This is a genomic window from Micromonospora sp. NBRC 110038 (assembly GCF_020884815.1).
Taxonomy (GTDB): domain Bacteria; phylum Actinomycetota; class Actinomycetes; order Mycobacteriales; family Micromonosporaceae; genus Micromonospora; species Micromonospora haikouensis.
Map to the genome: position 1 here is coordinate 513,861 of NZ_BBOL01000002.1, position 19,276 is coordinate 533,136.

14 protein-coding genes are annotated in these 19,276 nt (G+C 74.5%); 8 read left to right on the plus strand and 6 right to left on the minus strand.

The features are described 5' to 3' along the window. Positions 1-12 precede the first annotated feature (12 nt). Both LPU61_RS09990 and LPU61_RS09995 read left to right on the plus strand, forming a co-directional pair. Complete coding sequence (locus LPU61_RS09990) at positions 13-330, plus strand: hypothetical protein (protein WP_043965353.1); 318 nt, start codon at positions 13-15, stop codon at positions 328-330. Positions 331-412: 82 nt separating this feature from the next. After that, positions 413-1,138, plus strand: coding sequence for a methyltransferase domain-containing protein (locus tag LPU61_RS09995; protein WP_043965350.1), 726 nt, complete (start codon positions 413-415; stop codon positions 1,136-1,138). Positions 1,139-1,186: 48 nt separating this feature from the next. Here the strand turns inward: LPU61_RS09995 and LPU61_RS10000 are convergent, their stop codons facing one another. The 3 genes from LPU61_RS10000 to LPU61_RS10010 all read right to left on the minus strand — a co-directional run bounded on the left by LPU61_RS10000 (position 1,187) and on the right by LPU61_RS10010 (position 4,229). Further along, positions 1,187-2,596: a hypothetical protein gene (locus tag LPU61_RS10000; protein WP_229404752.1), complete on the minus strand. Its 1,410-nt coding sequence runs from the start codon at positions 2,594-2,596 to the stop codon at positions 1,187-1,189. Then, positions 2,593-3,084 (minus strand): hypothetical protein, encoded by a 492-nt coding sequence (locus tag LPU61_RS10005; RefSeq protein WP_229404753.1) that lies wholly within the window; start codon positions 3,082-3,084, stop codon positions 2,593-2,595. The genes LPU61_RS10000 and LPU61_RS10005 overlap by 4 nt, the downstream gene beginning before the upstream one ends. A gap of 134 nt (positions 3,085-3,218) precedes the next feature. Continuing rightward, the gene (locus LPU61_RS10010; RefSeq protein ID WP_229404754.1) at positions 3,219-4,229 is read right to left on the minus strand and encodes a LacI family DNA-binding transcriptional regulator; all 1,011 of its coding nucleotides are present in this window, start codon (positions 4,227-4,229) and stop codon (positions 3,219-3,221) included. Between the two features lie 93 nt (positions 4,230-4,322). Between LPU61_RS10010 and LPU61_RS10015 the strand changes: the two genes are divergently transcribed. Beyond that, positions 4,323-5,834, plus strand: a complete 1,512-nt coding sequence (locus LPU61_RS10015; protein ID WP_229404755.1) for an alpha-N-arabinofuranosidase — start codon at positions 4,323-4,325, stop codon at positions 5,832-5,834. Positions 5,835-5,874: 40 nt separating this feature from the next. Here the strand turns inward: LPU61_RS10015 and LPU61_RS10020 are convergent, their stop codons facing one another. Continuing rightward, positions 5,875-7,353: an amino acid permease gene (locus tag LPU61_RS10020; protein ID WP_308102563.1), complete on the minus strand. Its 1,479-nt coding sequence runs from the start codon at positions 7,351-7,353 to the stop codon at positions 5,875-5,877. A 294-nt stretch (positions 7,354-7,647) separates the two neighbouring features. Here LPU61_RS10020 and LPU61_RS10025 point away from each other — a divergent pair, with 294 nt between their 5' ends. Both LPU61_RS10025 and LPU61_RS10030 read left to right on the plus strand, forming a co-directional pair. After that, complete coding sequence (locus LPU61_RS10025; RefSeq protein ID WP_229404757.1) at positions 7,648-9,324, plus strand: glycoside hydrolase family 10 protein; 1,677 nt, start codon at positions 7,648-7,650, stop codon at positions 9,322-9,324. A gap of 182 nt (positions 9,325-9,506) precedes the next feature. Then, positions 9,507-10,031, plus strand: coding sequence for a phospholipase (locus LPU61_RS10030; protein WP_043965340.1), 525 nt, complete (start codon positions 9,507-9,509; stop codon positions 10,029-10,031). Positions 10,032-10,083: 52 nt separating this feature from the next. On the opposite strand, the gene LPU61_RS10035 is transcribed toward LPU61_RS10030, so the two are convergent. Both LPU61_RS10035 and LPU61_RS10040 read right to left on the minus strand, forming a co-directional pair. Next, positions 10,084-12,921: an adenylate/guanylate cyclase domain-containing protein gene (locus LPU61_RS10035; RefSeq protein ID WP_229404758.1), complete on the minus strand. Its 2,838-nt coding sequence runs from the start codon at positions 12,919-12,921 to the stop codon at positions 10,084-10,086. Between the two features lie 230 nt (positions 12,922-13,151). Then, positions 13,152-13,376, minus strand: coding sequence for a zinc ribbon domain-containing protein (locus LPU61_RS10040; RefSeq protein WP_229404759.1), 225 nt, complete (start codon positions 13,374-13,376; stop codon positions 13,152-13,154). Positions 13,377-13,432: 56 nt separating this feature from the next. Here LPU61_RS10040 and LPU61_RS10045 point away from each other — a divergent pair, with 56 nt between their 5' ends. From LPU61_RS10045 to LPU61_RS10055, 3 genes are all read left to right on the plus strand, one after another. Continuing rightward, positions 13,433-14,800, plus strand: a complete 1,368-nt coding sequence (locus LPU61_RS10045) for a lytic transglycosylase domain-containing protein (protein WP_229404760.1) — start codon at positions 13,433-13,435, stop codon at positions 14,798-14,800. 89 nt (positions 14,801-14,889) lie between these two features. Continuing rightward, complete coding sequence (locus LPU61_RS10050; protein ID WP_229404921.1) at positions 14,890-15,900, plus strand: N-acetyltransferase; 1,011 nt, start codon at positions 14,890-14,892, stop codon at positions 15,898-15,900. 96 nt (positions 15,901-15,996) lie between these two features. Next, positions 15,997-19,272 (plus strand): lamin tail domain-containing protein, encoded by a 3,276-nt coding sequence (locus LPU61_RS10055; RefSeq protein ID WP_229404761.1) that lies wholly within the window; start codon positions 15,997-15,999, stop codon positions 19,270-19,272. Positions 19,273-19,276 lie beyond the last annotated feature (4 nt).

Genomic DNA, 19,276 nt, shown 5'->3' on the forward strand with positions numbered 1-19,276 from the left:
GACAATGACTCCATGCTCAAGTGGGAGTACGCGCTGTTGGTCCGGCGCCGCCAGGCGGCCAGCACGGACGTCGGCTGGGAGCTGGTGTTCATCTGGTACGGCCCGGACGGCTCGATGGTCGACGTCACCCCGTACGGGGACACGGCGCTGGCGCACCTGAACCGGGCCGGCGACCAGGGCTGGGAGCTGGTCGGGATGAGCGAGGACCCGTCGCAGCCGGGCAGCAGCGAGCTGCACCGGTACCACCTCAAGCGGCCCAAGGCGGCTTCCGCGCCGCCCCGGCAGCGGATCCGGGGTGTGGGCCGGGCCGCCCGGCGCATCACCGGCTGACGGCTCGTCCTCCTTCGGGGGACGTTGCCCGGCCGGGGTGTAGCGACCGCCCAGCCGGGTACGGGCGCACCGGAGGTGGCCCATGGTCGCGACGGCCCTGACCGCGCCCTCGGCCGAACGGCTGCGGGCGGTCGACGAGTTCCTCGCCGAGGCGTGGGCGGATCAGGCGGCCCACGACGCCCGGCTGCGTGACCTGGCGGTGCGGGTGCGCTTCGACCGGGGCGTGGCCCACCTGACCGGGGAGGTCGCCGACGCCGCGCAGCTGCGCCTGGTGCGGGAGCTGATCGGCCGGCTCGCCGGGGTGTTCGGCGTCTGGGGCCGGGTGCGGGTCGCCGGCCGCGAACCGGTCGTGGTGGACCTGGGCTGCGGCGGCACCAAGCAGTATCCGCAGAACCTGGGGCTGGACATCTACCCCGCCCCGGGGGTGGACGCGGTGGCCGACCTGTCCGGGTCGCTGCCGCTGGCCGACGACTCGGTGGACGTGCTGTTCGCGGTGCACATCCTGGAGCACCTGATCGACTTCCTGCCGCTGGTGGACGAGTGCCACCGGGTGCTGCGCCCGGGTGGGGTGCTGCACGTGATGAGCCCCTGGTGGGGGCACGTGAACGCGGTGGCCGACCCGACGCACGTGCGGCTGCTGGACGTGCAGACGTTCAAGGGCATCTGCCTGCAACGCCCGCCGGGCACCCCGCGCTGGCATCCCCTGCACGTGGGCTGCGACGGTGCCAGCATCTTCGCCGACCTGACCCCGCTGGGCGCGGACGACCCGGCACCGGAGCCGCCGCACCTGGCCCGCTTCTTCAGCTGACACCCGGCCGTCGGCCCGGCTGCCCCGGTCCCGGTGGCCCGGCGCCGGTCAGCCGGGCGCGTACCCCGGTGGGCGGGGCCACTGCTCCGCCTCGGGATCCACCCGTCGGGGCGCTCCGGGGGGCGGCGGGGACGGGGCGCCGGTCGGGGCCGGCGGTGCGGGCGGCAGCGCGGGCTCCGGGGCGGGGCCCGGGGCGGCGGCGGTGGCCGGGGCGGCCACGCCCGTCGGTTGCGTCGCGCGCGGCTGCCAGGGCCTGTCACCGGCGAGCAGGCTGCGGAAGTCGAACTGGCACTTCGGGCAGGTCCGCAGGGCCGTCTCGGCCCGCCGGTCGCCGCACCGCTGGCAGTACGTCACCACCGTCTCGTCGGCGTCCATGCCCTGACAGCGCGGGCACGCGAAACTGGGCCCCTTGCCGTTGAGCTGCACCAGCCGTCCGGCCAGCACGTACGGGGTGACCACCGCGCTGATGCTGCTCGCCAGGTCCCGGGTCCTGCGGGTGCGTTCCTGCAACCGTTCCAGATCGGGGTTGGTGACCTTCTCCAGCCGGCAGGTGGTGCAGGTGCGCAGGGTCCGCACCGGAAGCATGCCCCGGATCCGGGCCTGCTGGTGCAGGAAGGTCACCACCGGCACGTCCGCCGGGTCGACGGTGAACCGGGCGGCCGGGGCCGACCCGACGGTGCCGGCCACCGCGGCGAGGTGTTCCTCGATCCGGACGACCAGTGACTGCACCTGCGCCACCAGATGGGGTGGCATCCCGTCGGGGCGGCTGGCCACCAGGGTGCCGACCATCAGCATGCCGTCGGCCAGTTCGGCCGGCACCTCCGCGACGGCCTGCGGTGTCTCGAAGGTGAAGGTCTCGGTGCCGGCGCGGCTGACCGACGCCCGGCGCGGGGTGGCGGCGTCCCCGTCGAGCAGGCGGGAGGCGTGCCGGGACAGCACCGCTCCGGCCCGGTTGGCGATGCCGGCCGCGTTCTGCATGATCGCCACGTCGCCGGGGCCGGTCTGCCGCCACCAGGGCGCGAACGCGGCGGCGGCGGCCGGGTCGAGCCGGCCCAGCACGCCGTCGACGGCGCTGAGGACGGACCCGAACAGCTCGACGTAGACGGAGGTCAGACCCCAGTTCCGGCCCACCTTGCCGACCCAGCGGTCGGCCAGCAGGACGGTGACCCGGGTGCCGGCCGCGTCGGCTTCGAGACCGACCCGCAGGAAGACGGGCACCCGGGTGGCGGAGAGGGTCACCCCGCCGAGCTTCGACCCGCGGACCGCCTCCAGCAGGCTGAGCTGCTCGGCGCGCAGGTCGAAGGCGAGGTCCCGGATGGCGCGGAGCAGGTGCTGCCGGGCCACGCTCGCCGGGGCGGCGACCCGGCGTTCCGCGCCGGCGGCGAGCCGGCCGGCCTCGGCGGCCAGCACGGCCGGCTGCGGTCGGCTGCCGGGGTCGTTGTCGTCGGCCCAGCTCATTCCGCGATGTCGAAGCTCGTGCCGGCGTCGAAGCCCGTGCCCGCGTCTAAGCCCGTGCCGGCGTCGTACGTGTCGTAGGGGGCGACCTCCGCGACGGCGGTGTCCAGGTGGGTGCCGGCCTGGGCGGCGTAGTCGAACGAGACGTCGTAGTTGCCGCCGGCCAGGTCGGCGTGGTTGGCGGCGGTGTCGAAGGCGCTGGCGGCGATGTCGGTGTTGCCGGCGGCCAGGTTCTCGTTGGCGTAGTCGACCCAGTCCTGCGCCGAGTCGGCCCACTGGTCGCCGCTGTCGGCGTGCCAGGCCGACCAGTCCTGGTCGGCAGCCGCCCCGGCCAGTTCGCTCTCGACGGCGTCCACCACCGGCTCCGGCAGGACCGGCTCGACCGTCGGCGCGATCGGTTCGACCACGGGCTGGTCGAAGGTGGCGATGCCGGCGTCCGTGACGGAGGTGTCAGCGGACAGGTAGTCGCCCCAGCTCGAATCGGCGCTCATCTCGCCCCCACTTTTCTGCTCGTCCCCACGTGCCGCCACATCATCGCGACTCGCCGTCACCGCGCCCATCCCCTGTTCGGCGTCAGCCGGCGGCACGACTGTCGCATGTGGACGAAAAGACGCCTCGGGCGGGGTCAGCGGCCGAGGGTGCTCTCCCGGGTGTCGAGCCGGTAGGGAACGGTGAGCACGCGGGGCGGGCCGCTCCGGTCCCCGTCGATCCGGTCGGCCAGCAGGTCGACGGCCAGCCGCGCGATGCGTTCCTTGTCGGGGGCGACGGTGGTGAGGGTGGGGACGGCGAAGCGACCGTCCTCGATGTCGCCGAAGCCGGCCACCGCCACGTCGCCGGGGACGCGCAGGCCGGCCTCGTGCAGCGCCCGCAGGGCACCGAGGGCGAGGGTGTCGTCGAAGCAGAGGACGGCGTCGGGGCGTACCCCCGAGGTGAGCAGGTGGCGCACGGCCGCCGCGCCGTCCGCGCGGCGCCAGGCCGGCGCGGACGCGACGAGGCGCTCGTCGTAGGCGATGCCGGCCTCGGCGAGCGCGGCGGCGTAGCCGGCGAGGCGGAGCCGGGCGCCGGTCCCCTCGGGGGTGGGCCGCGCGCCGATCGCGGCGATGCGGCGGCGGCCGAGGGCGAGCAGGTGGGCGGTGGCCACGCGGGCGGCGGCCACGTCGTCGATCGTCACGTGGTCGGCGGGGCCGGGGTCGACGCGCTCCCCGAGCAGCACCGTCGGGGTGCCGTCGTGGAGGTTGGCGAGGTCCTCGGCGGCGAGGGCCGGCGGGCTGAGGATCAGGCCGTCGATGAGGTGGCCGCCGATGCCGGCGGCGACGGCCCGCTCCCGCTCGGTGCCGCCGCCGGTCCGGGCGATCAGGACCATCCAGCCCTGTTCGGCGGCGGCGGTGACGACGTGCCGGGCCAGTTCGGCGTAGTAGGGGGCGTCCAGCTCCGGCACGGCCAGGGCGATCATCCCGGTACGTCCCTTGCGCAGGTTGCGCGCCGACAGGTTGGGCCGGTAGCGCAGCTCGGCGATGGCCTGCTCGACGCGGGCCCGGGTGTCGGGCCGCACGTGCTGGTAGCCGTTGACGACGTTGGAGACGGTCTTCACGGACACGCCCGCGCGCTCCGCCACGTCCTTGAGCCGGTGTCGCACCGCCACCTCCGCGCTGGTGCCGCGAGCGCCCCTTTACACGTCGAGTACAACGTTATAGAACCGACGGGACATCGACGAAAGGCGGATTCCCCGGTGACCGCGAAGCTGACCATCGACCCGGCCTTCGCGATCGGCCCGGCCGACCGCCGAATCTTCGGCTCCTTCGTCGAGCACCTGGGGCGCTGCGTCTACGGCGGGGTCTACGAGCCGGGCCACCGCAGCGCCGACCCGCACGGCCTGCGCGGCGACGTGCTGGAGCTGACCCGGGAGCTGGGCGTCTCCGTGGTCCGCTACCCCGGCGGCAACTTCGTCTCCGGCTACCGCTGGGAGGACGGCGTCGGCCCGGTCGCCGACCGGCCCCGCCGGCTCGACCTCGCCTGGAAGACGATCGAGACCAACGCCTTCGGCCTCGACGAGTTCATGACCTGGGCGGCGGCGGCCGGTGTCGAGCCGATGATGGCCGTCAACCTCGGCACCCGGGGCGTGCAGGAGGCCTGCGACCTGCTGGAGTACGCCAACCACCCCGGCGGCACCCGGCTGTCGGACCTGCGTCGCTCCCACGGCGCGGAGCAGCCGTACGGGGTGAAGCTGTGGTGCCTCGGCAACGAGCTGGACGGCCCGTGGCAGGTCGGGCACAAGACCGCCGAGGAGTACGGCCGGCTCGCCGCCGAGACCGCCCGCGCGATGAAGATGATCGACCCGTCGGTCAGCCTGGTCGCCTGCGGCAGCTCCGGCCGGGGCATGCCGACGTTCGCCTCCTGGGAGGCGACGGTGCTGGAGCACACCTACGAGCTGGTGGACTACGTCTCCGCGCACACCTACTACGACCCCGCCGACGTCGACCGGGCCAGCCTGCTGGCCTCGGCCGTGGACATGGACCACTTCATCGCCGAGGTGGTGGCCACCGCCGACCACGTGGCGGCGAAGCAGCGGCACCGGCGCAAGCTGAAGATCTCGTTCGACGAGTGGAACGTCTGGTACCAGTCCCGCCTCCAGGCCGACCTGGACCGGCGCGGCTGGGTCGAGGCCCCCACCCTCATCGAGGACGACTACACGGCCGTCGACGCGGTGGTCGTCGGCGACCTGCTGATCACCCTGCTCCGGCACGCCGACCGGGTCGGGGTGGCCTGCCAGGCGCAGCTCGCCAACGTGATCGCCCCGATCCGCACCCGCACCGGCGGTCCCGCCTGGCGGCAGAGCATCTTCCACCCGTTCGCCCTCACCGCCCGGTACGCCCGCGGCACGGTGCTGCGCACCGAGCCGGTCTGCCCGACGTACGCCACGAAGCGCTACGGCGACGTCCCGGTGCTGGACACCGTGGCGGTGCACGACGAGGAGACCGGCGCGCTGACCGTGCTCGCGGTCAACCGGGGCACCGCCGACCTCGCCCTCGACCTGGACCTGCGCGGCCTGCCCGGCCTGGCCGGGGCGGCCCACCTGACCCTCGCCGCCGGGGACGACCCGGACGCCGTCAACACCGAGGCCGAGCCCGACCGGGTCACGCCCCGGGAGCTGGCGGCACCCACCCCCGACGGGGGTCGCTGCGCGGTGCTGTTGCCGGCGGTCTCCTGGAACCTGCTGCGCTTCGCCCCCACCGGCGCGTAGCACCCGGTGGGGGCGGGTGAGAAGGGGGCCCTTCTCTACCTCAGGCGTTGACCGGGGGCCCTTCCTTGCGCGCGAGGCGGTTGCGGCGGTAGCCGTAGCCGAAGTAGATGATCCCGCCGAGCACCATCCAGATCAGGAACCGGATCCAGGTCTCCACCGACAGGTTGAGCATCAGGTAGAGGCAGGCCAGCGCGGAGACGATCGGCAGCACCGGCGAGAACGGCACCCGGAACGGCCGCTCCAGGTCGGGGCGCTTGCGGCGCAGGATCGGCACGGCCACCGAGACCAGCACGAACGCGCAGAGCGCGCCGATGCTGACCAGGTCGGCCAGGGCCGACAGCGGCAGGAAGCCGGCGAGCAGCGCCACGGCCACCGTCATGACGGCCGAGATCCGGTACGGGGTGCCCCAGCGCGGGTGCACCTTGGCCACCGACGGCGGGATCAGCCCGTCGCGGCTGATGGCGAAGCCGATCCGGCCCATGGCCACCAGGTCCACGAGGATCACGCTGGTCAGGCCGGCGACGGCGGCGATGGAGACGAGGATGCCGGCCCACTCGGCCCCGACCGCGTTGAACGCGGAGGCGATCGGCGCGCCCCGGTCGATCTCGGTGTAGGGGACCATGCCGACGACGACCAGCGAGACGCCGATGTAGAGCACGGTGGAGATCAGCAGGGTGCCGAGCAGGCCGAGGGTGAGGTCCCGCTTGGGCCGCCGGGTCTCCTCGCCGAGGTTGGCCACGGCCTCGAAACCGGTGTACGCGAAGAAGACCACGGCGGCGGCGCTGAGCACGCCGACGAACCCGAACACGGACGGCTCCAGCCCGAACAGCGCTTGGGTGACGGGCTGCTTGATCCCGTCGTCGCCGGCGCCGGCGGGCTCGGCCGGCGGGATGAACGGGGTGAGGTTCGCGGTCTTCACGAAGAACAGGCCGGCGACCACGATGAAGACGCAGATGGCCACCTTGACCAGCACGAGCAGGTTGGTGACCCGGGCGGACTCGCGGATGCCGACGATCGCCACGACGCCGAGCAGCAGCACGACGGCGATCGCGCCGACGTTGACGATGCTGCCCTCCTCGCCGAACCAGGCGGTGGGCAGGCCGAGCAGTTCGGCGAGGTAGCCGGACCAGCCGCGGGCCACCACGGCCGCGCCGAGGGCGAACTCCAGCAGCAGGTCCCAGCCGATGATCCAGGCGACGATCTCGCCCATGGTCGCGTACGCGTAGGTGTAGGCGCTGCCGGCGGTCGGCACGCTGGAGGCCAGTTCGGCGTAGCAGAGCGCGGCGAGCAGCGCGACCACGCCGGCGATGGCGAACGAGATCACCACGCCGGGGCCGGCGCTGTCGCGGGCCTCGATGCCGGTGAGGGTGAAGATGCCGGTGCCGATGACGATGCCGATGCCGAAGCCGGTGAGGTCACGCGCGCCGAGGCGGCGCTTGAGACCGAGGCCGCCGTCCTCGCCGTCCGCCTCGCCCTGGGCTATCACGTCCTTGATCGGTTTGGTACGCAGCACGGACACCGCGCTCACCCCTCCCACCGTGCGACCACCACCGTGGCGGCCGGTGACCGGCCAAGCTACCCAGCCCGGCGACCCGCGAATCACGACTTCGGGTGTCGATACGGTCACGGTCCGCCACGCGGCCGAGGCGCTCCGGTACGGGTTCGAGGTCGGGAGGGCATCGATCCGGCCGGAGGTCTTGCGCCGGGCCCGCCCGGTGTGAAAATTTCCTACCAGCGCAAGATTGACTGCGGCGGTTCTTGCCGCAGCAAGCATCGCGCCCGCCCGCCGAGCCCCACCGAAGGGACGCACCGGATGAAGGCAACTCGGCTCAGAGCCGCCGGGCTGGCCGTGGCCCTGCTCGGCGCGCTCGTCGCCGCCCCACCGACCGCCGCCGCCGCGGCTGCGAACGGCAGCGGCACCGCCACGCAGGCCGACACCACCGCCGCCTGCGCCACCGACCCGGCCACCCCGAAGCGGCAGTTCCGGGCCATGTGGATCTCGTCGGTGGTGAACATCGACTGGCCGACCAAGGCGTCGCAGACCGCCCCGGACCGCGCCGCCGCCCAGCGGGCGGAATACCTGGGCTGGCTCGACCTGGCGCAGCGGCTGCACCACAACGCGGTGGTGGTGCAGGTCCGGCCCACCGCCGACGCGTTCTGGCCGTCGCCGCACGAGCCGTGGTCGGAGTACCTGACCGGGGTGCGCGGGCAGGACCCGGGCTGGGACCCGCTGGCGTTCCTCGTCGACGAGGCGCACAAGCGCAACCTGGAGTTCCACGCCTGGTTCAACCCGTACCGGATCTCCATGCCGGCCCCCGGCGGCGCGGGCGCGGACCTCACCCAGCTCGCGCCCGACCACCCGGCCCGCCAGCACCCCGAGTGGACGTTCGCGTACCCGCCGGCCGGCGTCGCCGGCAGCCGGCTCTACTACAACCCCGGCGTCCCGGCGGTCCGCGAGTTCGTCCAGACCGCCATGATGGACGCCGTCACGCGGTACGACGTCGACGGCGTGCACTTCGACGACTACTTCTACCCCTACCCGAGCGGCACCTACCAGGTGCCCGACGACGCGACGTTCGCCGAGTTCAACCGGGGCTTCACCGACCGGGCCGACTGGCGGCGGGACAACATCGACCTGCTGATCCGGGAGATGAACGACCGGATCAAGGCCGCGAAGCCGTGGGTGAAGTTCGGCGTCAGCCCGTTCGGCATCTGGCGCAACGCCTCGGCCGACCCGAACGGCTCGGACACCACCGGCAGCCAGTCGTACGACATCATCTCCGCCGACACCCGCAAGTGGGTCAAGCAGGAGTGGATCGACTACATCGTGCCGCAGCTCTACTGGTACATCGGCCAGTACCCGGCGGCCGACTACGCCCGGCTGGTGCCGTGGTGGGCCGAGACGGTGCGCGGCACCCGCGTGCAGCTCTACATCGGCCAGGCCGACTACAAGAGCGGCGACCCGGCGTACGGGTCGTTCTGGCAGAACCCGCGCGAGTTGTCCGACCACCTGACGCTCAACCGGGCGTACCCGGAGGTGCTGGGCAACGTGCACTTCTCGGCCGTGCAGGTGCGGGCGAACCGGCTCGGGGCGACCGACCTCTACGCCGCCGAGCACTACGCGCGCCCCGCCCTGGTGCCGGCGATGCCGCACCTGCCGGCGAAGCCGCTGCTGCCCCCGGTGGTCACCGGCGCGCAGCGGCAGGCCGACGGGGTGCGGCTGAGCTGGCGGCAGCCGGCCGACGGCGTGGGCCCGCTGGGCCGGGCCACGTCGTACGCGATCTACCGGTTCGACGGGACCGGCCCGGCCGGCGCGTGCGGCTTCGCCGACGCGTCCCGCCTGGTCGGCACCGTCCGGGCCACCCCCGGCACGACCCAGTCCTGGGTGGACGCCACCGCCGAGGCCGGCGCGCGGTACACGTACCACGTGACGGCGCTGGACCGGCTGTGGAACGAGAGCCCCGTCAGCCCGCCGCGCTTCGTGCGCTGAGGGCTGGCGGCACGGACGAGTGCCCCGGGCGCCCCAGCGTCCGGGGCATTCGTCTGTTTCAACTGATGTCACCAGATGTTGGTTTATGACGTACTCGACCCTCCGCGGTGTGATCGACACTTGTCGAATCCGGTGACCCGCCGGTAACCAGCCACACCGCACACCCCCGCGGAGGTCCCCCCGTGCCCAGACGCCTCGCCACAGTCCTCGCCTCCGGCGCGCTCGCCCTGCTCGCGGCGCTCGCGGTCGCCTCCCCCGCGACCGCCGCCGTCAGCACCAGCCAGAAGCTCAGCGTGCTGTCGAGCTGGACGCAGACCAGCGCCAGCAGCTACAACACCTGGAACTCGGCCCGGCAGAACCAGTCCGCCTGGGCCGAGTACGCCTTCAACTGGTCCACCGACTACTGCTCGTCCAGCCCGGACAACCCGCTCGGGTTTAACTTCAAGCTCTCCTGCCAGCGGCACGACTTCGGCTACCGCAACTACAAGGAGATGGGCCAGTTCCCGGCCAACAAGGCCCGGGTGGACAGCGCCTTCTACGAGGACCTGAAGCGGGTCTGCGCCACGTACAGCTCGGTGGTCCGCCCCGCCTGCTACAGCCTCGCCTGGACCTACTACGAGGCGGTCAGCATCTTCGGTTCCGTCGCGGCGGTCCGGCAGGCCGACATCGACCGCGCCGCCCGCATCAAGTCCGCCGCCGAGCGCTGAGGCGCGAGGAAGGGCCCCCTGTCAACGCATTCCGCACAGCAGGGGACCCCTCCTAACAGCAGCCCTCGGCGGGGCGCGCCGGGGCAGGGGCGGGCGCGGGGGCAGGCGCCGGCATGCCGGTGGCCGCGAAGCGCGTCGAGTCCACCCCGAGGTCGGGGTGCTCCACCGCCAACGCCAGCGCCGCCGCCTCCTCCAGCCCCAGCTCGCTCCCCTGCGCGTACGCCTCGTCGAACGCCACGTCGCCCATCTCCCGGCGCAGCACGGCCTGCCGTTCCAGCCAGTACGCCCCGTAGATGCCCGGAGTCGACCGCAGGCTCTCCCGGGTCGCCTGCGCCGCGCCGAAGAGCCGGGCGGCGGTCAGCGGGTCGCCGCCGGCCGCGCAGCGCACCGCGATCGCGTTCAGCGTGTCGCAGGCCCGGCGGTGGAAGCCGTGGCTCATCCGCGAGCGCAACGCCACCAGCAGGTGCTCGTGCGCGGCCACCAGGTCGCCCCGGGCCAGCGCCACCATGCCGAGCAGCATGTCCACCGACCGGCGCCCCCGGTCCGCCGGGCGGGCCGCCTCGACCGGGCGGGCCGCGCCGAGCAGCTCCGCGGCCTCCGCCAGCGCGCCGCGCCGCCAGAGCAGCTCGGCGAGGCTGAGCACCGCGAACAGGGCGTCCCCCGCCACCTCCCGCTCGTGTGCCCAGGCGATGACCTCCCGGCAGGCCCGCTCGGCGTCGGCGAACTGCCCCATGTCGACCAGCGGGGCGGCCCGCCCGGCCAGCACCCGGGCCAGCAGGCCGGCGTCGCCGGCCCGGCGGGCCGCCGCCTCGGCCTGCTGCGAGTAGCGCAGCTCCTCCGCGAACTCGCCGTCCGCGCCGGCGTGCAGCGAGTGCATGTAGTACGCGGCGGCCAGCTCGGCGTCCGGCACGTGCTCCCCGGTCTCGGCCATCCGGCCGTAGAGCCGGAACAGCCAGAGGCGTCCCTCCCGGGCCAGCCCGCGCTCCCGCCACCACTGGTCCAGCCCACCGGCCAGGCACAGCCCGTTGCGGGCGCTGCCGCCGGTCGCGCACCAGCGCAGCGCGGCGCGCAGCTCGCCGGCGAGCGGGTCGAGGGCGTACAGGGAGAGGGTCGTCGGCCGGCCGTCCGGCCCGAGGTAGGCCCGCCGCAGCGCGCGCGTCGACCAGGCCAGGTGCCGGTCCCGGGCCGCCCGCTCCTCACCCGCCTGGGCCAGCCGCCGCGCCGCGTACGCCCGGATCGGGTCGAGCATCCGGTACGTGCTGCCCGACGCGTGCGGCTCGGCCAGGATCATCGACTTGTCCACCAGCACCGACAGCGGGTCGAGCGGGTCGTCGTCGAGCAGCCACTCCACCGTCGGCAGGTCCACCGGGCCGGCGAAGACCGCCAGCCAGCGCAGCAGCCGGGCCGCCCGGGGCCCGAGCGTCCGGTACGACCACGTGACGGTGGCCTGCATGGTGAGGTGCCGCTCGGCGGCCGACCGCTGCACGGCCCGGGTCGCCGGGGTGGGCGGTGCGTTGCCCCGGGACGCCGCCACCAGGTCGACGGTGTCCTGCTGGTTGCCCGTCCAGCCGGGCTCGTCCCGGGGCGGCTGGGGGGCGGCGTCCCGGCCGGCGTCGAGGGTCCCGAGCACGTCGTCGAGGCGCTCGGCGAGCTGCCCGACGGAGAGCACCCGCAGCCGGGCGGCGGCCAGCTCGATGGCGAGCGGCAGCCCGTCGAGCCGACGTACCACCCGCCGCAGGTCGGCCGACTCGACCGGGGCCGGCTCCCGGCCGCCCCGGGCCGCCGCCGTGCGGTCCAGCAGCAGCGCCACCGCGTCGCTCTCCGCACCGCCCGGCCGGGGCTCCACGGACAGCGGCGGGATCCGCCACACCACCTCGCCGGGCAGGCCGAACGACTCGCGGCTGGTGGCCAGCACCCGGACCCCGCCCCCGCCGGCGAGCAGCAGGGAGATCAGCTCGGCGCAGGCGGCCGGCTGGGCGTCGCAGGTGTCCAGCAGGATCAGCATCCGGCGGGCGGCGGCGTACTCGACGAGGGTGTCGACCATCCGGCGGCCGGGCTCCGGACGCAGCCCGAGCACGGCGGCCACCGCGAACGCCACCAGCCCGGGGTCGGTCACCGTGGCGATGTCGACGAACCAGACGCCGTCCGGATATTCCTCCACCATGCCGGCCGCCAGCTCGACGGCGAGCCGGGTCTTGCCGGCCCCGCCCGCCCCGAGCACGGTCACCAGCCGGTGCCCCGCCGTGAGCCGGCGCAGCGCGGCCCGCTCCGCCTCCCGGCCGACGAAGGAGGTGACCTGGGTCGGCAGGTTGTGCGCCACCGCGTCGGCGGTGCGCGGCCGGGGGAACTGCCGCTCCAGGCCGGGCGCGAGCAGCTGGAACAGCCGCTCCCGGTCGTCGAAGCCGCGCAGCCGGTGCAGGCCGAGGTCCAGCAGGGACGCGCCCGCCGGCAGCGGGGAGGCGAGCCGCGCGGTGGCCGCCGAGCAGAGCACCTGCCCGCCGTGGGCGGCGGCGGCGACCCGGGCGGCCCGGTGCACCTCGTGGCTGGCGTACTCGCCGTCGCGGGGCTCCGCCCAGCCGGTGTGCAGGCCCATCCGGACGCGGGGCGCGGCCTCCGGGGCCGGCCAGTCGTGCGCCGCGAGCGCGCGCTGCGCGGTGAGGCAGGCGGTGAGCGCGGCACCGGCGTCGGGGAACGCGATGAAGAACGAGTCGCCCTCGGTGAGCAGCTCCGCGCCGTCGGTGCGGGCCAACGTGTCCCGCAGCAGCCTGCGATGCTCCCGCAGCACCGGACGGTACCCGGGACCGAGCAGCTGGGCCAGGCGCGTCGAACCCTCGATGTCGGTGAACACGAAGGTCACCCATCCGCTCGGGAGGTGGACCACTGGCGACATGCGTCGAACCTCCGCCCCCGTGACGACGGGTACATGCTGCCCTATGGTCGTGCCGTCACGCATCGTGAGAACGGATGGGCGCAATCCGCCCCAAGGTGCCAAGCGGGGCCGGAAACGGCAGGACCCGGGCCGTTACGGCCCCGTCGGGCCAGGTCGGGCGGGCCTGGGCCGGGTGCGGCGGGCCGGCCCGGGGGCCAGGGTCGCTCGGGGCGGGGCCGATCGGGGCGGGGTCAGCAGCCGCACCCGCCACCGCAGCAGCCGCCACCGCCGCCGGCGGAGGGGGCCGGCGCGGCCGCGCCCGCGCCGCCACGGCCGGTCACGGCCACGGTGGACAGGAGCTTGACGGTGTCGGCGTGCCCGCCCGGGCAGGACGCCGGCTCACCGGCCTGCGCCATCGGACGGTTGACCTCGAAGGTGTCGCCGCACGCGCGGCAGCGGAACTCGTACCGGGGCATGGCACCAGGGTACGACCGGGCCTGACTCCGGGCGGGACATGGGTGATACTCGACGGGTGGTGGACGGCGAGGACAGAGCGACGGTTCGGCCCCTGCGACCGGCCGCGCCGCCCGAGGGCCCGGGTGGTGTGCCGCCACGCGCCCGGGTGCCCCGCCCCCGCCGCCCCTGGCTGCGGGGCGAGTCGCCCGCCGACGCCCCGCCGCCGGCCGCAGCCCCACCGACCGCCGACGCCCCGCCGCCGGCCGAACCGGAGCCGGCGAAGCCCGAACCGGTAAAGACGGAGCCGGTCGAGCCGAAGGCGAAGGAACCGGCCGAGCCAGAGGCGAACGAGACGACCAAGCCGACGGCGAAGGAAACCACCGAGCCGACGGCGGAGAAGCCGGCGGAGCCGGAGGCGGAGAAGCCGGCGGAGGTCGAGCCGGAGAAGCCGGCCGAGCCCGGGGCGGCGAAGGCCGAACAGGGGGCGGCGAAGCCGACCGGGGTGGCCCGTCGGCGTCGGGTGCCGTTCGCCCACGCCGTACGCATGCCGCCGCCCCGGCAGGCGGCGGTCGCCGCCGCCCGCGCCACCCGGGCCTGGTCCCGCCGCCCGAGCGGCCGGCTCACCCTGCCCGGCCTGTTCCTGCTCGCGCTGGTCGCCGGCACGGCCGCCGCCGGGGCGCTGCTGGTGCCGGCGTCCGCGCCGAAGCCCCGCCCGGTGGCGGTGGACGGCACCGCCGGCACGCCGGGGGCCGGCACGGCGACGCCGCAGGGCGGGCTGCTGCCCGGCGGGTCGGCCACCCCGCTGCCGCCCGGCGCGACGGCGGTGCCCGGCGCGAGCGCGGGGCCGGTCGTGCCGGTGCCGAACGGCCGACCGGCGGACGCCCTCGCCGCGTGGGCCCAGCAGACCGGGGCGAAGGTCGGCATCTCGCCGGTGGCCATGCAGGCGTACGGGTACGCCGAGCTGGCGCTCGCCCAGACCACCCCGGGCTGCCGGCTGAGCTGGACCACCCTCGCCGCGATCGGGTACGTCGAGTCGAACCACGGCCAGGCGAACGGCGCGACCCTGGGCCCGGACGGGCAGGCGCTCCCGGAGATCATCGGCGACGCGCTCGACGGCAAGGGCGGGCGGCAGCGGATCACCGACACCGACCGGGGGCTGTACGACAAGGACACCGTCTACGACCGGGCGATCGGGCCGATGCAGTTCATCCCGACGACCTGGCAGGAGATCGGCGCGGACGCCGACAACGACGGGCGCAAGAACCCGCACGACCTGGACGACGCGGCCCTGGCCGCCGGCAACTACCTGTGCAAGGGTGGCCGGAACATGACGGTCCCGGGCGACTGGTGGGGGGCCATCCTGTCGTACAACGACGTGCGCCGCTACGCCCAGGACGTCTTCGACAAGGCCAACGAGTACGGGCTGGCCAGCCGCCGCCTGTGAGGTGATCGCCGGGCCCGCGGGAGAAACCGGGCGCGTCCAAGAACTGGACACTTCCGTCAAGCTGCCGTAAGCGGCAAGCTAGACGGGTGATGGTGCGCGAATGGGACCCCCGGACCGCGTCGCCCGCCGAGCTCGCGTCGCTGCTGGACACGCTGAACGCGGTGCTGGCGGCCGACCTCCCGCAGGACCCGCCGTGGCGGGGGACCCACCTGCGGGAATACCTCTCCGAGGTGATGCCCGGCGAGCGGCGGATCTCCTGGGTGGCCCAGGCCGACCCGGCCGCCGGTGGCGCGCCCGGCCCGATCCTCGGCCACGTCCACGTGCTGCTGCTCGGCGACATCGGCGTGCTGGAGGTGCTGGTGCATCCGTCGGTGCGCCGCACCGGCCTGGGTCGGGACCTCGCCCGGGTGGCCGCCCGCCGGGTCTACCAGGAGGGCTTCCAGTCGATCGGGGTCGAGGTCGTCGGCGGCACCCCGGCGGTGGCGTTCTACGAGGCGTTGGGCTTCTCCCGGGAGTACGTGGAGACCCGCAGCGTGCTCGACCTGTCCGGGGTGGACTGGTCGGCGCTGGCCGAGATGGCCACGGGAGTCGGCGCGGGATACCGGGTCCAGTTCTGCCCGGGCGGCCCGCCGGACGACCTCATCGAGGCGTACGCGCGGGCGAAGGCCGAGGTGCGCGACGTGGACGACGGCGAGCTGCGCCCCAGCTCGTACGACCCGCAGCGGCTGCGGGACAGCCTGGCCACGCTGCACCGGCGCGGCATGAAGCCGTACATCGTGCTCGCCACCCACGACCGCACCGGCGAGGTGGCCGGGCTGACCGAGGTGGTGGTGCCGGCGCAGCACCCCACCCGGGCCGACCAGTACGACACGATCGTGGTGCAGGAGCACCGGGGCTACGGCATCGACCGGGCGATCAAGGCGCGGATGCTGCTGGAGCTGCGCTCGGCCGAGCCCACCCTGACCGAGGTGCAGACCTGGAACGCCCAGGCCAACGAGGCGATGCTGAAGGTCAACGCCGAGCTGGGCTACCGACCGGACCGGGAGTGGTGCGAATACGGCGTGGACGTCGCCGAGCTGGTGCACCGCCTCGGCGGCTGAGTCGGCTATTCACCAAAGCGCCCCGTGGGGGATGGACGGCGGACAGCGCCGCCGCTTAACGTGCGTTCGTTCACGTCCACCCATCGTGGAGGCCCCATGCGCCCGCGCCGCAGAACTGCCGCGCTCGCGACCGCCGTAGCCGTCACCATCCCGGTCATCGGCGTCGCACCCACCGCGGCCAGCGCCGCGCCCACCGACCTGTTCATCTCGGAGTACGTCGAAGGCTCGTCCAACAACAAGGCGATCGAGCTGTACAACGGCACCGGTGCCCCCGTCGACCTCACCGCCGGTGGATACCAGCTCCTGCTCTACTTCAACGGCAACACCACGGCCACCACCCTGGCCCTCACCGGGACGGTGGCGGCGGGCGACACGTTCGTCTTCGCCGCCGCCTCGGCCGCGCCGGCGATCCTCGCCCAGGCCGACCAGACGACCACCGCCAGCCTGTTCAACGGCGACGACGCGATCGTGCTGCGCCGGGGCACGACGGTGCTCGACTCGATCGGCCAGGTCGGCGTCGACCCGGGCACCGAGTGGGGCAGCGGCCTGACCAGCACCGCCGACAACACGCTGCGGCGGCTGCCCACCGTCACCTCCGGCGACACCGACCCGTCGGACGCCTTCGACCCGGCCGCCCAGTGGGCCGGCTTCGCCACCGACACGTTCGACGGGCTGGGCGCGCACACCGTCGACGGCGGCGGCCCCGTCGACCAGCCCGCCACCGTCACCTGCGGCGGGGCGCTGACCACGTCCGCCGGCACCGCCGCCAGCCGCGAGGTCACCGCCACCGACCCGGACGACACGATCGTCGACCTGGCGGTCACCTCGGTCGCGCCGGCCCCGGCCACGGGCACGATCAGCCGCACCGGGTTCACCCCGGCCGACGCCGTCGGCGGCACCGCCCGCGCCACGGTCGCCACCAGCGCCGACCTGGCCGCCGGGGCGTACACCGTGACCATGACCGCGACCGACACGGACGGCGCCACCGCCACCTGCGCGCTGGCCGTGACCGTGACCCGGGAGCTGACCGTCGGGGAGGTGCAGGGCCCGACCACCGACGCCGAGTCCGGCCCGGCCGACCGGTCGCCGCTCGCGCCGGCCTCCGGCAACGGCACGAGCAGCACGCTGTACGACGTGCGCGGCGTGATCACCCAGCGCACCCTGGCCCGGACCTCGGCCGGGGCCGACCAGTACGGCTTCTTCCTGCAGAGCCGCGCCGACGACACCGACGGCGACCCGAACTCCTCGGACGGCATCTTCGTCTTCATGGGCGCGTTCACGTCGCTGATCGGCGGCTACGTGCCGACGGTGGGCGACGAGGTGGTGCTGCGGGCCCGGGTGTCCGAGTACTACAACATGACCCAGCTCTCCGGGGCCTCCCTGGTGCGCAAGGTCGCCTCCGGGCTCGACGTGAACGCCGTCGTCGCCGTCGACGACGCGGTGCCCCCGGCCGACCTGGCCGCCGCGCAGCGGTTCTGGGAGCGGCACGAGGGCGCGCGGGTGCGGGTCCGGGCCGGCAGCGGCGCGGTGAGCGGCCGGGACGTGTTCGCGTCCACGGCCGACTCGGAGGTGTGGGTGGTCGACCGGGACGACCCGCTGCTGGGCCGCGCCGACGCGTACGCCCGCCGGGTGTTCCGCGACGCGCACCCGCTGGACAACGACGCGACCCGCCGCTTCGACGACGGCAACGGCCAGCGGATCATGCTGGGCACCATGGGCGTCAAGGCCACCGCCGGGGACAACGCCGCGCTGCTGCCGCCGGCCCGGACCTTCGACACCCTCACCGAGGACGCGTACGGCGCGCTCTACTTCTCGTTCGAGAAGTACGGCGTCCAGGTCGAGCGGGCCGCCTTCGCGGCCGGGGCCGACCCGTCGAAGAACAACCCGCCGCAGCCGGCCGACCGGTCGCGGGAGATCGCGGTCGCCACGTACAACGTGGAGAACCTGTACGACTACCGGGACGACCCGTTCGACGGCTGCGACTTCACCGGCAACGCCGGCTGCACCGGGGTCAGCCCGCCGTTCGACTACGTGCCGGCCAGCGAGGCCGACTACCGGGAGCACCTGACCGCGCTCGCCGACCAGATCCGCACCGACCTGCACGCGCCGGACCTGATCCTGGTGCAGGAGGCTGAGGACCAGGACATCTGCTCCGTCTCCGGCGGCGCGCTGGTGTGCGGCGACACGAACGACGCCGACGGCGCGCCGGACACCCTCCAGGAGCTGGCGCTGGCCGTGGCCGCCGCGGGCGGGCCCGCGTACGCCGCCGCGTACGACCGGACCGGCGCGGACGCGCGGGGCATCACCGCCGGGTTCCTGTACCGCACCGACCGGCTGTCGCTGCCCGAGGCGACCGCCACCGACCCGCTGCTCGGCTCCGCGCCGACGGTGCCGTACCGGTCGGCGGGGCTGCCGTCCAACGCGGACGTGCAGAACCCGAAGGCGCTCAACGCGGTGCTGCCGGCCGACACCGACACCTCCACCGGCAAGGACGGCAACAACGTCTACACGCGGGCCCCGCAGCTCGGCAGGTTCTGGGTCAAGGCGGCCCCGGGCTCGTCCGAGGGCTACCACCTGTGGGCGCTGAGCAACCACTTCTCGTCCGGGCCGGACAGCCGGGTCGGCCAGCGCACCGAGCAGGCCCGCTACGGTGCCGCGCTGGTCACCGCGATCCACAACGCGGACCCGAACTCCCGGGTGGTGTACGGCGGGGACCTGAACGTCTTCCCCCGCCCCGACGACCCGATCGCCACCGGGGCCGACCCGACCCCGTCGGACCAGCTCGCCGCGCTCTACGACGCGGGCCTGCACAGCCTGTGGGACGACCTGGTCGCCGAGGTGCCCTCGTCGGCGTACTCGTACAGCTTCCAGGGGCAGGCGCAGACGCTGGACCACCTGTTCGTCAACGACGCGCTGCGCGACGACCTGGTGCAGGTGCGGGCGGCGCACGTCAACGCCGACTGGCCGGCGGAGTTCACCGGGGACGGTTCGCGCGGCTCCAGCGACCACGACCCGCAGGTGGCCCGGTTCCGCTCCCGCGCGTCGCTGAGCGTCGCCGACGCCACGGTGGCCGAGGGCGACAAGGGCACCCGCCCGCTCACCTTCACCGTCACCGTGTCCCGGCCGCTGTCCCAGCCGGCCCTGATCTGCGCCGCCACCTACGGCACCACGGCGCAGGCCGGGTCGGACTACGAGCCGTACGTCGGTTGCAAGGTCCTCGCGGCCGGGCAGACCTCGCTGACCTTCGCGGTCACCGTGCGCGGCGACCGCAAGCGCGAGGCCGACGAGAAGGTGAACCTGCTCGTGGCCGGCGTGCCCGGCCTGCACCTGGCCGACCCGCTGGCCGTCGGCACCATCGCCAACGACGACTGACCCG

Bases quoted from the DNA above. Each gene is read 5' to 3' on its own strand.
- LPU61_RS09990 (WP_043965353.1), top strand. From the start codon at position 13: ATGCTCAAGTGGGAGTACGCGCTGTTGGTCCGGCGCCGCCAGGCGGCC.
- LPU61_RS09995 (WP_043965350.1), top strand. From the start codon at position 413: ATGGTCGCGACGGCCCTGACCGCGCCCTCGGCCGAACGGCTGCGGGCG.
- LPU61_RS10000 (WP_229404752.1), bottom strand. From the start codon at position 2,596: ATGAGCTGGGCCGACGACAACGACCCCGGCAGCCGACCGCAGCCGGCC.
- LPU61_RS10005 (WP_229404753.1), bottom strand. From the start codon at position 3,084: ATGAGCGCCGATTCGAGCTGGGGCGACTACCTGTCCGCTGACACCTCC.
- LPU61_RS10025 (WP_229404757.1), top strand. From the start codon at position 7,648: ATGAAGGCAACTCGGCTCAGAGCCGCCGGGCTGGCCGTGGCCCTGCTC.
- LPU61_RS10035 (WP_229404758.1), bottom strand. From the start codon at position 12,921: ATGTCGCCAGTGGTCCACCTCCCGAGCGGATGGGTGACCTTCGTGTTC.
- LPU61_RS10040 (WP_229404759.1), bottom strand. From the start codon at position 13,376: ATGCCCCGGTACGAGTTCCGCTGCCGCGCGTGCGGCGACACCTTCGAG.
- LPU61_RS10050 (WP_229404921.1), top strand. From the start codon at position 14,890: ATGGTGCGCGAATGGGACCCCCGGACCGCGTCGCCCGCCGAGCTCGCG.
- LPU61_RS10055 (WP_229404761.1), top strand. From the start codon at position 15,997: ATGCGCCCGCGCCGCAGAACTGCCGCGCTCGCGACCGCCGTAGCCGTC.